General features: G+C 74.5%; 12 protein-coding genes. 4 read left to right on the top strand and 8 right to left on the bottom strand.

The features are described from left to right. Positions 1-2: 2 nt before the first annotated feature. Positions 3-1,505 (top strand): L-arabinose isomerase, encoded by a 1,503-nt coding sequence (gene araA / locus HK417_RS14850; RefSeq protein ID WP_308123594.1) that lies wholly within the window; start codon positions 3-5, stop codon positions 1,503-1,505. A 97-nt stretch (positions 1,506-1,602) separates the two neighbouring features. Here the strand turns inward: araA and HK417_RS14845 are convergent, their stop codons facing one another. Beyond that, on the bottom strand, positions 1,603-1,881 hold the full coding sequence (locus tag HK417_RS14845; RefSeq protein WP_308123593.1) for a DUF1905 domain-containing protein: 279 nt from the start codon (positions 1,879-1,881) through the stop codon (positions 1,603-1,605). A 167-nt stretch (positions 1,882-2,048) separates the two neighbouring features. Continuing rightward, positions 2,049-3,245, bottom strand: coding sequence for a cytochrome P450 (locus tag HK417_RS14840; protein WP_222267764.1), 1,197 nt, complete (start codon positions 3,243-3,245; stop codon positions 2,049-2,051). A gap of 48 nt (positions 3,246-3,293) precedes the next feature. On the opposite strand from HK417_RS14840, the gene HK417_RS14835 reads away from it, so the two are divergent. Both HK417_RS14835 and HK417_RS14830 read left to right on the top strand, forming a co-directional pair. Continuing rightward, entirely contained in the window at positions 3,294-4,223 is a 930-nt protein-coding gene (locus HK417_RS14835; protein WP_222267762.1) for a DUF5926 family protein, read from the top strand. A 74-nt stretch (positions 4,224-4,297) separates the two neighbouring features. Next, positions 4,298-5,275 (top strand): cytochrome c oxidase assembly protein, encoded by a 978-nt coding sequence (locus HK417_RS14830; RefSeq protein ID WP_308123592.1) that lies wholly within the window; start codon positions 4,298-4,300, stop codon positions 5,273-5,275. A gap of 28 nt (positions 5,276-5,303) precedes the next feature. Here HK417_RS14830 and HK417_RS14825 read toward each other — a convergent pair whose 3' ends face one another. Continuing rightward, the gene (locus HK417_RS14825) at positions 5,304-5,864 is read right to left on the bottom strand and encodes a sigma-70 family RNA polymerase sigma factor (RefSeq protein ID WP_308123591.1); all 561 of its coding nucleotides are present in this window, start codon (positions 5,862-5,864) and stop codon (positions 5,304-5,306) included. Positions 5,865-5,905: 41 nt separating this feature from the next. On the opposite strand from HK417_RS14825, the gene HK417_RS14820 reads away from it, so the two are divergent. After that, positions 5,906-6,637, top strand: a complete 732-nt coding sequence (locus HK417_RS14820) for a zf-HC2 domain-containing protein (RefSeq protein ID WP_222267760.1) — start codon at positions 5,906-5,908, stop codon at positions 6,635-6,637. Between the two features lie 3 nt (positions 6,638-6,640). Here the strand turns inward: HK417_RS14820 and HK417_RS14815 are convergent, their stop codons facing one another. Genes HK417_RS14815 through HK417_RS14795 form a run of 5 tightly spaced genes read right to left on the bottom strand, consistent with a single transcriptional unit; the run spans position 6,641 to position 12,767 of the window. Continuing rightward, positions 6,641-7,861, bottom strand: coding sequence for an arginine deiminase (locus HK417_RS14815; RefSeq protein WP_222267758.1), 1,221 nt, complete (start codon positions 7,859-7,861; stop codon positions 6,641-6,643). Positions 7,862-7,898: 37 nt separating this feature from the next. Next, complete coding sequence (locus HK417_RS14810; RefSeq protein WP_222267756.1) at positions 7,899-8,957, bottom strand: LacI family DNA-binding transcriptional regulator; 1,059 nt, start codon at positions 8,955-8,957, stop codon at positions 7,899-7,901. 56 nt (positions 8,958-9,013) lie between these two features. Next, positions 9,014-10,075, bottom strand: a complete 1,062-nt coding sequence (gene yjfF / locus HK417_RS14805; RefSeq protein WP_222267754.1) for a galactofuranose ABC transporter, permease protein YjfF — start codon at positions 10,073-10,075, stop codon at positions 9,014-9,016. Further along, positions 10,072-11,211 carry an ABC transporter permease gene (locus HK417_RS14800; RefSeq protein ID WP_222267752.1) on the bottom strand — a complete coding sequence of 380 codons (1,140 nt, stop codon included), beginning with the start codon at positions 11,209-11,211 and terminating at the stop codon, positions 10,072-10,074. Before HK417_RS14800 ends, yjfF begins: the two co-directional genes overlap by 4 nt. Continuing rightward, a complete protein-coding gene (locus tag HK417_RS14795) occupies positions 11,208-12,767 on the bottom strand; it encodes a sugar ABC transporter ATP-binding protein (RefSeq protein WP_222267750.1) in 1,560 nt (519 codons plus the stop codon). The genes HK417_RS14800 and HK417_RS14795 overlap by 4 nt, the downstream gene beginning before the upstream one ends. Positions 12,768-12,840 lie beyond the last annotated feature (73 nt).

Genomic DNA, 12,840 nt, shown 5'->3' with positions numbered 1-12,840 from the left:
AGGTGTCGTTCGAAGGCAGCGAGATCTGGTTCCTCACCGGCAGCCAGGGGCTGTACGGCGAGGACACCCTCCAGCAGGTGGCCGAGCAGTCCCAGCGGGTCGCCGCCGCGCTCGACGATTCGGCGGACGTCCCCGTGCGGGTCGTCTGGAAGCCGGTGCTCAAGGACGCCGGCGCCATCCGCCGGCTCATGGGCGAGGCCAACGAGGAGCCGGCGTGCCTCGGCGTCATCACCTGGATGCACACCTTCTCCCCGGCGAAGATGTGGATCAGCGGGCTGGACGCGCTGCGCAAGCCGCTGCTGCACCTGCACACCCAGGCCGACGCCGCCCTCCCGTGGGCGACGATCGACATGGACTTCATGAACCTGAACCAGGCCGCGCACGGCGACCGCGAGTACGGGTTCATGCTCACCCGGCTGCGGACCCCGCGCACCACCGTCGCCGGCCACGTCAGCAACCCGCGGGTCGCCCGGCGGGTGGGCTCCTGGGCCCGCGCCGCGGCCGGCGCCGCGGAGGCTCGCGGCCTGCGGCTGGCCCGCTTCGGCGACAACATGCGCAACGTCGCGGTGACCGAGGGCGACAAGGTCGAGGCGGAGATCCGCTTCGGCATGTCGGTGAACACCTGGGGCGTCAACGACCTGGTCGAGGTGGTCACCGCCGTCCCCCACAGCGACGTCGACGCGGTGATCGCCGAGTACGGCGACCTGTACGACATGGACGACGACCTCCGCCCCGGCGGCGAGCGGCACGACAGCGTGCGCTACCAGGCGCGGATCGAGGTGGCGCTGCGGCAGTTCCTCACCGAGGGCGGCTTCGGGGCGTTCACCACGAACTTCGAGGACCTCGGGGGTCTGCGGCAGCTGCCGGGTCTCGCCGTCCAGCGGCTGATGGCCGACGGCTACGGCTTCGGCGGCGAGGGCGACTGGAAGACCTCGGCGCTGCTGCGGGTGCTCAAGACGGCCGCGGCAGGGCTGCCGGGCGGGACCTCGTTCATGGAGGACTACACCTACGACCTGGCCTCGGACACCCCCAAGATCCTCGGTGCGCACATGCTCGAGGTCTGCCCGACGATCGCCGGGGAGAAGCCGCGCCTGGAGGTGCACCCGCTGGGCATCGGCGGCCGGGAGGACCCCGCCCGTCTGGTGTTCAACGCCGCCCCCGGTGCCGGGGTGACCATCGGCTGGTCGGACCTCGGTGACCGGTTCCGCTGGGTCGCCAACGAGATCGACGTCGTCGAGCCCTCCGAGCCGCTGCCCAACCTGCCCGTCGCCCGGGCGGTCTGGGAGCCGCGGCCCGACTTCGAGACGGCGACGGAGGGCTGGCTGACCGCCGGCGGCCCGCACCACACGGTGCTGTCCACCCAGCTCGGCACCGAGGAGCTCACCGACCTCGCCGAGGTGTTCGACACCGAACTCGTGGTGATCGACGCCGACACCACCCGGCGTGGCCTGGCCAAGGAGTTGCGTTGGAGCGCGGCCTACCACCGCCTGGCGCAGCGCCTGTAGCGGACTCCGGTCACGCGTGGCTGCACCCCCCGAGCAGCCGCGGGTGACCGGGCACCACTGTCGACGCCCCCGTCCGCCGGACGGGGGCGTCGACGTCTCAGCTGAGCCGTTCCGACAGGTGGAGGGACACCTCGGCGCCCGCCTGGTGCTTGCCGATGGCCCGGCACAGCGCCGCGCGCACGGGGAGCCAGTGCGGGCCCTGCCCGGACGGCATGAGGGTGGCGGTGAACGGGTGCCCGTCGATCGTCCCGCCCACCTTCACCGCGCGCCGGGTGCCGAGCAGCTCGGCCGAGCCGGGCACGGTCACGTAGGTCGGGAACGAGCCGTCCTTCTCCAGCGGAGCGGTGAACGAGTGGTCGAGCGGCTGCGTGGGCACGAGCATTCCTCCTGGACGGGAGTCGGGTGTCGCAGGGAGGACCGTGCCCGGCCGCGGAACTCATCGCCGCCCGCCTCGCTCCACTCCGCCGCACGGCACGCGTTGCTGCGCGTGAAGAGCGTGCGATGCCGGGGCGGGGCGGGGCGGTCCGGGTCGGTGCGGCGGGGTCAGGCGGTCAGGACGACGGGGAGCTCCTGCAGGCCGCGGATGACGAACTCCGGACGGCGCCGCGCGGGGGCCCCGAGCTCCAGCCGCGACGTGCGGGACAGCAGCGCCCCGAAGGACGCCTGCAGCTCCACCCGGGCCAGCGGCGCACCGATGCAGAAGTGCACGCCCGCGCCGAAGGCGATGTGCGGGTTGTCCGCACGGCCGACGTCCAGCGTGTCCGGGGCCGCGAAGACGGCGGGGTCCCGGTTGGCGCTGCCGAGCAGCGCGGCGACCTTCTGCCCGGCCCGCACGGTGACGCCGCCGATCTCCACGTCGGCGGTCGCGGTGCGCTCGAACAGCTGCAGCGGCGAGTCGAAGCGCATCAGCTCCTCGATCGCGGTCGGCAGCAGGCCCCGGTCCGCGCGCAGCCGGGCCAACTCCCCCGGGTGCTCCAGCAGGGCCAGCAGGCCGTTGCCGGACACGTTGACCGTCGCCTCGTGCCCGGCGTTGAGCAGCAGGACGCAGGTCGTGACCAGCTCGTCCTCGGTCAGCCGGTCGCCGTCGGAGTCGCGGACGGTCACCAGGTGGGTGAGCAGGTCGTCACCGGGGGAGCGGCGGCGCTCGGCGGCGAGCTCGCGCAGGTAGGCGACGAACTCCGCGGCGGCGCGCTCCGCGGCGTCCTCGACCTGCGTCGTCCGGCCGTACTCGTACATCTTCACGATCGCGTTGGACCAGGGCCGCAGCAGCGGCCGGTCGGCCGTGGGGACGCCGAGCAGCTCGGCGATGACCGCGACCGGCAGCTCCTCGGCCATCCCGGAGAGGACGTCGACCGGCGCGGTCCCGCCGGAGCGCTCCACCAGCCGGTCGACCAGCGAGTCGGCGAGCTCCTGCACCCAGGGTCGCAGCCGCTCGACGTGCCCGCGGGCGAAGGCGGCGCTGACCAGCCGGCGCAGCCGGGTGTGCTCCGGCGGCTCCATCTCCAGGATCGCGTTGCGGTGGATCAGGTTGAAGCTGCCGAACCGCTCGGCGGGGGTCCGGTCCCGCCAGATCCGCCCGAGGCGGCGGTCCCGGAGCACCGCGTTGGCCTCCGCGTGGGTGAACGCCAGCCACAGGCCGAGGGGCTCGTCCCACTGGACCGGGGCCGCGGCCCGGGACCGGGCGAAGGCGGGATAGGGATCGGCGACCACCGCCGGGTCGGTGAAGTCCAGGGGTGTCACGAGAGGGCAGCCTAAGGCGACCACCGGAGCGCCTCCTACCCTCGCGGTATGGCCCGCACCGCGACCCGCCGTCCCGCCGCCCCCGCCTCGGGCGAGGTGAACCCGAAGGCGCCGTGCCCGTGCGGCTCCGGCCGCCGGTACAAGCACTGCCACGGCTCGGGCTACGCCCCGCCGGTGCGTCGGCCGTTCGAGGGGCTGCCCGGCGAGCCCGACTGGGTGGCGCTGCGCGAGCTCGTCCCGGCCGCCACGGCGACGCTGACCACCACCTCCGGCCGCACGGTCACGCTGGCCAGCGTGCTGCCCGGCGGGACCCCCGCCCTGGTCCGCGCGAACGGCGAGGTGCTCCTCGGGGTGCAGCTGGCGACGTCGTCCGACGACGTCAGCCGGGACCTGGGGACGGCGCTCGCCGCCGCGCTCGAGGCGCCCGCCGGTGCCCCGGTCGACCCGGGCCCGGTCGGCGGCGCCGGGTCCGCCGGTCCGCGGCTGCAGGAGCTGCTCGACCTGACCGCGCCCTTCGAGGTCACCGTGCACGAGGACTTCGGGTTCTGGCTGGAGGGCGCCCAGGTCGACGCGGCCGCCCGGGCGGGCCTCGAGCAGGCCAATCAGATGATCATGCCGACGGTCCGGCTGGAGGGCCTGGAGGCGGCCTACTGGTGCCGCCCCAGCGACGATCGCGCGCACGTCCGGTGGGTACGGCCGGAGCCGGAGGAGCAGCTGCTCGACGCGCTGGCCCGGCTCTCGGCCGGCGGGGAGCTGCTCCTCGGGGAGGGGACCCGGTACGCCGGCGCCTTCCGAGCGCTGGGCCTCGTCGTCCCGGTGTGGGACGTGCCCGCCGACGTGCCGGGCGCCGACTGGGCCGGTCCTGCGGCGGAGCTGCAGTCGCGGCTGGAGGCGGCGCTGGCCGTCGACACCCCGCTGACCGCCGACGAGCGGCGGGCCCGCGCGGGCCTGCTGTCCCGGCAGGTCACCCTGAGCTAGGGAACGACGCCATACCGGGGACCGGTGCCGGGCCTACCGTGGGTGCGCGCGGCGCGGTCTGAGGAGGGACGAACGTGGGACACGAGCACGGCGGCATGCACCTGCCGGATCTGCCGCCGACGACCGGCCGGGTGCTGGCCCTGGACCTGGGCGGGGCGTCCCCGGTGGCCTGGCTGGCGGTCCTGCTCGCCGTCGCCTACGCGGTCGGGCTGTGGCGGCTGCACGCCCGCGGCGTGCGGTGGAAGCCGCTGCGCACGGTGGCCTGGATGGTCGGCTGCGCGAGCCTGTTCCACGTCTGCGCCAGCGGCCTGCAGACCTACGGCATGGCCATGTTCAGCCTGCACATGGTGCAGCACATGGTGCTGACCATGATCACCCCGCTGCTGCTGCTGCTCGGAGCCCCGGTCACCCTCGCGCTGCGCGCCCTGCCGACGTCCTACGGGCCGGCCGGCATGCCGCGCCGGCTGCTGCTGTCCGGGCTGCACAGCCGGCTCGGCCGGTTCGTCTCGCACCCGCTGTTCACCGTGCCGTTGTTCGTCGCGAGCCTGTACGGCGTCTATTTCACCCCGGTCTTCGACGACCTGATGAGCACCGTGCCGGGGCACACCCTCATGCTGCTGCACTTCCTGATGACCGGGCTGCTGTTCTTCGGCCCGATCCTCGCCGTCGACCCGTGGCCGCGGCGGGCCGGGTACGGCGGCCGGATGCTCGAGCTGCTGCTGCCCGCGCCGTTCCACGCGTTCTTCGGCGTCGCGGTGATGATGAGCAACAGCATCCTGCTCACCAGCTACGCGAACCCGCCGGCGTCCTGGGGGATCGACCCGCTCTACGACCAGGGCGCGGCCGGCGGCATCGCCTGGTCGTTCGGTGAGTTCCCGACGGTCCTGGTGCTGGCGGTGGTGTTCTTCCAGTGGTCGCGATCGGAGGACCGGGCCTCGCGAGCGGAGGACCGGGCTCGGGACCGGGCGATCGCCCGCGGGGAGACCGGCGAGGACCCGGAGCTGGCCGCCTACAACGAGCGACTCCGCCGGCTGGCCACCCGCAACCCCTGACCCCGGGCGGAAGTGGCCACTTCTGCCCTCAGGTGGGGCGGCGGGTGCGGGGGTGGTCGGCGGCGACCAGCGCCTCGACCAGGTCGGCGCGGGCCCGGGCCACCCGGGAGCGGATCGTGCCCACCGGGCAGCCCACCACTTCCGCCGCCTCGACGTAGGGCAGCCCGATCAGCTGGGTGAGCACGAAGGCCTCCCGGCGCTCGGGTTCCAACCGGTCGAGCACGTCCTGCGCGGCGACGGTGCCGCCCACCTCGTCGGCCGGGACGTCGCGGACCAGGGCGCCGAGGTCGGTGTCCTCGCCCACCAGGACCAGCGGACGGCGGGCCCGGCGGCGCAGGTGGTCGGCGCACACCCGGCGGGCGATGGACAGCAGCCAGGTGCGCACGCCGGAGCGGCCCTCGAAGCGGCGCAGCGCGGGCAGCGCGCGCAGGTAGGTCTCCTGGGTGAGGTCCTCGGCCACCTGCCGGTCGGCCAGGTGGGCGCACAGCCGCCACACGTCGGCCTGGGTCTCCCGCACCAGCGCCGCCTGTGCCGCCACGTCGCCGCCGGCCGCCTGGGCCGCAAGACGTTCCAGCTGTCCCACGACCACCCTCCGGGAACTCCTCGTCCGTCGGCGGCGACTATGCCAGCGTGTCCTGTGAACCCTTCCGTGAGGCGGTGTCGGCCGGGCTCGACGGCGAGTCCCCGGGGGTGCCGCAGCGCTGGGTCGACGAGCACCTGACCCGCTGCGCGGCCTGCCGGAGCTGGACGGAGGCCGCGGCCGAGGTGACCCGCCGGGCCCGGCTCACCCCGGCCAGCCCGGTGCCCGACGTCACCGCCGCCGTGCTGGGCCGGCTGCCCCGCCGCCGGGTGTGGCTGCACGGGCACGGGGTGGACGCCGCCCTCCGGCTGGCCCTGCTGGCCGTGGGCGCCGGGCAGCTCGCCGTCGGCCTGCCGGCGTTCCTGGGCCAGGGCGCGTCCCACGTGGCGCACGAGACCGGTGCCTGGAACCTGGGGCTGGCGGCCTGCTTCCTCGTCGTCGCCACCCGGCCCCGGCTGGCCGCCGGGGCGCTGCCGTTCCTGCTCTCGTTCACCGCCGTGCTGGTCGCCGTGACGCTCGCCGACCTCGGCGCCGGCCACGTGCACGCCGACCGGGCCGGCATCCACCTGCTGCTCGTCGGCGGCGCGGTGCTGGTCAGCGCGCTGGCCGTGCGCGGCCGGGCGCCGGGCCGCGGGCCGCGGGGCGTCCTGCGGGCGTGGGCCGGCCGGTGGTCCGCCGGCCGGGCGGCCGTCTCGACCCGGGCCGCCTCGGCCGCCCCCGGCGTCCGTCGGCTGCCCGCCGACCCGGTCGCCGGGCACCATGCGGAGCCGCGCGCCGCGTGAGGATCAGAGCAGCGGGTCGCGCAGCACCGGGCAGGACATGCAGCGCGGCCCGCCGCGACCGCTGCCGAGCTCGGACCCGGCGATCGCCACCACCTCGATGCCGGCGGCCTCCAGGGCGGCGTTGGTGACGGTGTTGCGCTCGTAGGCCACGGCCAGCCGGGGGGCGAGCGCCAGGGTGTTGTTGCCGTCGTCCCACTGCTCGCGTTCCGCGGTCACCGGGTCCAGGCCGGTGTCGATGACCCGCAGCCGGTCGATGCCCATCGCCTGCGCCGCCGCCTCCAGGAAGGGGTGGGGGCCGCGGACGGTGAGCTCCACGGTGTCCGCCTCGTCGGGCAGCTCGTCGTGGGTGGTGACCGTCCAGGCCTGCAGGTGGTCCGCGACCGCCGGGTACATGACCAGCGCGTCGACGTCGACCATCGTGCAGATGGTGTCCAGGTGCATCGTGGCGCGCTGCTGCGCGATCGGGACGACGAGGACCGTGTGTGCCAGCCCGCGGGCGAACACCCGGCGGGCCAGCCGCTCGGCGCCGCCCGCCGTCGTCCGCTCGCCCACCCCGACGGCGACCACCCCGGGGCCGAGCAGGAGCACGTCCCCGCCCTCCAGGTGCTCCAGCGAGGCGTCGTAGAGCTGCTCGACCCCGCGGAAGCGCGGGTGGTGGGTGTAGATGGCCCGGGTGAGCACGCTCTCGCGGGCGCGGGCCGGCATCGCCAGCGAGGTCACCGCCACCTCGTCGCCCACCCACACCGAGGAGTCGCGGGTGAACAGCAGGTTGGGCAGCGGCGGGACGACGAAGTCCCCGCGCCGCATCAGCTGGTAGGCCAGCCCCCGACCGCCGCGCAGCTCGTCGTGCGCGACGCCGGTGATCAACGCCTCCGCGAGGTCCTCGGCGGACAGGCCCTCGAGGTGCGCGGTGGTCGCGTGCCGCAGGGTGGCTCCCAGCCGGGGGTCGTCGACCGCGGCGGCGATGGAGGTCACCCGCGCGGCGGGCTCGCCCATCACCTCGGCCAGCAGCCGGTCGAGGTACAGCACCTCGACGCCCCGCTCGGTGAGCGCCGCGGCGAACGCGTCGTGCTCGTCCTGCGCGCGGGCGACCCACGGCACGCCGTCGAACAGCAGCTCGTCGTTGTTGCGCGGAGTGAGCCGGCGCAGCTCCGCACCCGGCCGGTGCAGCAGCACAGTGCGCAGCCGGCCGACCTCGCTGGTCACCTGGTACCCGGCGGTCATCCCCCGAGGGTGCTCGATCTTGGTCGACGCGGCCACCTCACCCGGGGGACCGGCCCGCCGGCCGGGCGCCGTGCCCACCCCGGGCGGCGGTCGAGGCACGCACGACCAGCCGGGACGGGACGACGACCGGCGGCCCCTCGAACCACGTGGTGCCGCCGGCGATCCGGTCCAGCAGCAGGTCGACGCACCGCCGTCCCACCTCGGGGAAGTCCTGCCGCACCGTGGTCAGCGGAGGACGGAGGAACTCGGCCTCGGCCATGTCGTCGAAGCCCACCACGCTCACCTGCCCCGGGACGTCGATCCCTGCCTCGGCCAGCGCCCGCAACATCCCGAGCGCCATGTGGTCGTTGGCCGCGAAGACCGCGGTCGCCTCCGGCTGCTCGGCCACCAGGCGCAGGCCCGCCTCGTAGCCGGACCGGGGGCTCCAGTCCCCGGCCAGCACGGGCGGCAGGTCCAGACCGGCCGCGGACATCGCCTGGCGCCAGCCCCTCAGCCGGGCGTCGGCCTCGATCCAGTCCTCGCGGCCCGAGACGTGCACGACGTGCCGGTGGCCGAGCTCGATCAGGTGCCGGGTGGCCTGGATCGCGCCGTCCACCTGGTCGATGACCACCGCCGGGATCCCCGGCGCCGCGCCGCCCTCGACCGCCACCGCCGGCAGGTCGGCGGGCAGGCCGGCCATGACCCGGACCTGGGCGCGCTGGGGTGCCAGGACGACCACGCCGGTCACCGACTGCTCGAGCAGCCGTTCGACCGCGTCGGCGAAGGCGTCCTCGTCCGGGTCGGGCACAGTGACCACGCTGACGTGGTAGTCCCGCGCCCGGGCCGCTTCCTCGATGCTGAACAGCGTGCTGGCCGGCCCGTACAGGGTGGTGTCGAACGCGACCACGCCGATGGTGTCGGTCCGCCGGGTCGCCAGGGCCCGGGCGGTGAGGTTGCGCCGGTAGCCCAGCTTCTCCATCGCCGCGAGCACCCGCTCGCGGGTCTCCTCGCGCACGTGCGGGTGCCCGTTGACGACCCGGGACACCGTCTGGTGGGAGACGCCGGCGAGCTGGGCGACGTCGGTCATCACCGCCGGCCGGCTGGCACGTGCCGCCATCGGCCCTCCTCCCGACCGCGCCGTCCCCGGTGACGACGCGGCGGCTGCGAACGGCCTCACGTGCCCGGCCGGGCTCGCCGGGTGGTCAGCCGCTGGACGACGACGAACACCAGCAGCAGCACCCCGACGGTGATCTTGGTCCACCAGCTGCTCAGACCACCGTCGAAGGAGATCAGCGCCTGGATGGTGCCCAGCACGAGCACCCCCAGCAGCGACCCGACCACGTAGCCGGCCCCGCCGGTGAGCAGTGTCCCACCGATCACCACGGCGGCGATCGCGTCGAGCTCCATGCCGATCGCGTGCAGGCTGTAGCCGGAGAGCATGTAGAAGGTGAACAGCAGGCCGGCCAGCGCGGAGAGGGTCCCGCTGATCACGTACACGCCCACCTTCGTGCGCCCCACCGCGAGGCCCATCAGGGCCGCCGAGGACTCGTTGCCGCCGATCGCGTAGACGGTGCGCCCGAAGCGGGTGCGGTGCAGCACCCAGACGGCCGCCACCAGGACGGCGAGGGCGATGAAGACGCTGTAGGTGAGGAAGGTGTTCCCGGGCAGCTCCACGACGTCCTGCGCCATCGACTGGAAGAACGGGTCGCGGATCGGGATCGAGGGCACGCTGATCACGAAGCACAGCCCGCGGGCGAGGAACATCCCGGCGAGCGTGACGATGAACGGCTGGAGCTGCAGGTGGTGGACCGCGGCCCCCATCAGCCAGCCGAGCAGCGCTCCGGTGGCGAGCACGACGGCGATCGCGACCGGCGCCGGCCAGCCCGCTTCCAGCAGCGAGGCGGCGATGACCGTCGAGAGCGCCACCACCGCGCCGGAGGACAGGTCAATGCCGCCGGTCAGGATGACGAAGGTCATCCCCACCGCCAGCACCACCAGGTGCGCGTTGTCCACCAGCAGGTTGAGCGCGACCTGGGGACTGCCGAAGTTCTCGTACCTGGCCGAGCCGGTGCCGAAGAGCACGACCAGGAGCACCCCGGTCACGAGCACCGAGAAGGTGCGTGAGCCGGTGGTGGTGCTGCGCAGCCAGGTCTGCCAGGGGCGTCGCCCGCCGGGACCGGCCGGCGGGGGAGCAGCCGGGTCGGGTGCGGTGGGCCGGGTGTCGGAGACGGTCATCGCAGGGCTCCTCGGCCGGACCCGGTGGTCCCGCCGGCCGTCGGGGCGGGGGTGTGCTCGTCGTCCGCGAGGACCGGGCCCCCGGTGAGGACGGCCGCGGCCTCCTCGGGCAGCCCGCCCGACGGCAGCGGCGGCGGGGCGGGCCGGCGGCGGCGCGCCAGGACGGCGCGCAGCCGCGGTGCCTGCAGCAGAAAGACCACGATCACGACGAGCGCCTTGAACAGGGTCGTCATGTCCGGCGGGATGCCGACCGTGTACACGGTCGTGGTGAGCGTCTGCAGGATCAGCGCGCCGACCACCGTGCCGGTCAGCGAGTACCGGCCACCGGCCAGCGAGGTGCCGCCGATGACGACCGCGAGGATCGCGTCGAGCTCGATGAACAGGCCGGCCCGGTTGGCGTCGGCCGCGGTGACCTGTGCGCTGATCATCAGCCCGGCCACCGCCGCGGCGAGGGCGGCGAAGACGTAGACGGTCCACACGATGCTGCGGGACCGGACGCCGGCCAGCCGGGCAGCCTCGGGGTTGATGCCGACGGCCTCGAGCAGCATGCCCAGCGCGGTGCGCCGGGTCAGCAGCGCGACGGCCAGCAGGATCAGCCCGGCGACCACCACCTGCGCCGGGATGCCGAACAGGTAGCCGCCGCCGAGCCAGCCGTAAGTGTCGTTGTCGACGGTGATGATCTGCCCGTCGGTGATCAGCATCGCGATGCCGCGACCGGCGGTCATCAGCACCAGGGTGGCGATGATCGGCTGGATCCCGAGCACGGAGACCAGCAGACCGTTCCAGGCCCCCAGCAGGAGCGCGACGCCCAGCGCCGTGCTGATCGCGACGACCGCCGCCCCGGCGGACGTGGGGTCCGGGGCGGAGACCAGGGAGTTGCAGGCGATCGCGCCGGCGATGGCGACCACCGCACCGACCGACAGGTCGATGCCGCGGCTGGCGATGACCAGGGTCATGCCGATCGCGATGAGCAGGGTGGGAGCGGCGTTCTTCAGCACGTCGACCAGCGAGCCGAACAGGTGCCCGTCCTGGATGCGGACGGCGAAGAAGCCGGGGTTGACCACCAGGTTGAACAGCAGGAGCGCCGCCAGGGCCAGCAGCGGCCACAGCAGCGGGGAGCGGGTCAGCCGGTTCACGACCGTCCTCCACGGGCGATGAGGTCGACGACGTCGTCGACGGACGAGGTGGCCCCGTCCAGCTCGGCGACCTTCTGCCGGTCACGGAGGACGACGACCTGGTCGCAGATGCGCACGACCTCCTCCAGCTCGGCGGAGACGAAGACCACCGACATCCCGTCGCTGGCCAGCTGGGCGACCAGCTGCTGGATCTGCGCCTTGGCGCCGATGTCGATGCCGCGGGTCGGCTCGTCCAGCAGCAGCAGGCGGGGCTCGGTGAGCAGCCAGCGGGCGAGCAGGACCTTCTGCTGGTTGCCGCCGGAGAGGTTGCGGAGCAGCGCGTCGGGGTCCGCGGGCCGGACGTCGAGGGCGGCCATGTACTTGGCCACCAGCTCGTCCCCGGTCCGCCGGGGGATCGGCCGCAGCCATCCACGGCGGGCCTGGAGCGCCAGGAGCAGGTTGTCCCGCACGGTCAGGTCACCGACCACCCCCTCGGCCTTGCGGTCCTCGGAGGAAAAGGCGATCCGGTGCGCGATGGCCTGCCGCGGGCTGCGCAGCCGGACCGGCCGGCCGTCCATGCGGAGTTCGCCGCTGGTGGCCCGGTCCGCACCGAACAGCAGCCGGGTCAGCTCGGTCCGGCCGGACCCCAGGAGCCCGGCCAGACCCACCACCCGGCCGGCGTGCACGTCCAGGTCGACGGGGGCGAGCGCACCGGTCCGGCCGAGCCCCCGCCCGGACAGCCGCGGCACGGCGTCGGTCGGCACCGGGTTCGCCGCCGCGCGCTCGAGGTCCTCGAGCGTGGCCAGCTCGCGGCCGATCATCTCCTGCACCAGCTGCAGCCGGGGCAGGTCCGCGGTGCGGTGCTCGCCGACCAGCTGGCCGTTGCGCAGCACGGTCATCCGGTCGGAGATCTCGTAGACCTGGTCGAGGAAGTGCGAGACGAACAGGATGGCCACGCCGCTGTCGCGCAGCGCCCGGATCACCCGGAACAGCTCAGCGACCTCGCCGGCGTCCAGGCTGGAGGTCGGCTCGTCGAGCACGAGGACGCGGCAGTCGGTGTCGACGGCGCGGGCGATGGCGACCAGCTGCTGGACGGCGATGGGATGCGTGCCGAGGGTCGAGTCGGGGTCGACGTCCAGGTGCAGACGGGCCAGCACCGCGCGGGCGCGGGTACGGCTGGCGCGGCGGTCGATGTGGCCCCGGCGGCGCGGCTCGCGGCCGAGCACGATGTTCTCGGTGACCGACAGGTTGGGGCAGAGGTTGACCTCTTGGTACACGGTGCTGATCCCGGCGGCCTGCGCCTCGGCCGGGGAGCTGAAGCTGCGCTCGGTCCCGCCGACGGTGACCGTGCCGGAGTCGTAGCTGTAGACGCCGGTGAGCGCCTTGATCAGGGTCGACTTCCCGGCGCCGTTCTCGCCCATGAGGGCGTGCACCTCGCCGGGGAACAGCCGCAGGTCGACGGCCTGGAGCGCCTTCACGCCGGGGAACTCGATGGTGATCCCGGACATCTCGACGACCGGCTGGGACGGGGTCGCCGGACCTGCGCCGTCCGCCGGTCCGGCAGGGGTGGTGCGCATGCGCTGACCTCTCTGGGTGGGCCCCGCCGTCCGCCGGAGGAGCGGCGGACGGCGGGGCCGGTCGGGAACGGGG

This window comes from Modestobacter marinus (assembly GCF_019799945.1).
GTDB lineage: Bacteria > Actinomycetota > Actinomycetes > Mycobacteriales > Geodermatophilaceae > Modestobacter > Modestobacter marinus_B.
The sequence above is the reverse complement of the archived record's forward strand: the minus strand, read 5'-3'. Positions and strand labels throughout refer to the sequence as shown.

What these genes read in the sequence shown, in the direction of transcription:
- HK417_RS14810 (WP_222267756.1), bottom strand. Translation starts at nt 8,957, where the DNA reads ATGGCGGCACGTGCCAGCCGGCCGGCGGTGATGACCGACGTCGCCCAG.
- HK417_RS14795 (WP_222267750.1), bottom strand. Translation starts at nt 12,767, where the DNA reads ATGCGCACCACCCCTGCCGGACCGGCGGACGGCGCAGGTCCGGCGACC.
- HK417_RS14815 (WP_222267758.1), bottom strand. Translation starts at nt 7,861, where the DNA reads ATGACCGCCGGGTACCAGGTGACCAGCGAGGTCGGCCGGCTGCGCACT.
- yjfF (WP_222267754.1), bottom strand. Translation starts at nt 10,075, where the DNA reads ATGACCGTCTCCGACACCCGGCCCACCGCACCCGACCCGGCTGCTCCC.
- HK417_RS14835 (WP_222267762.1), top strand. Translation starts at nt 3,294, where the DNA reads ATGGCCCGCACCGCGACCCGCCGTCCCGCCGCCCCCGCCTCGGGCGAG.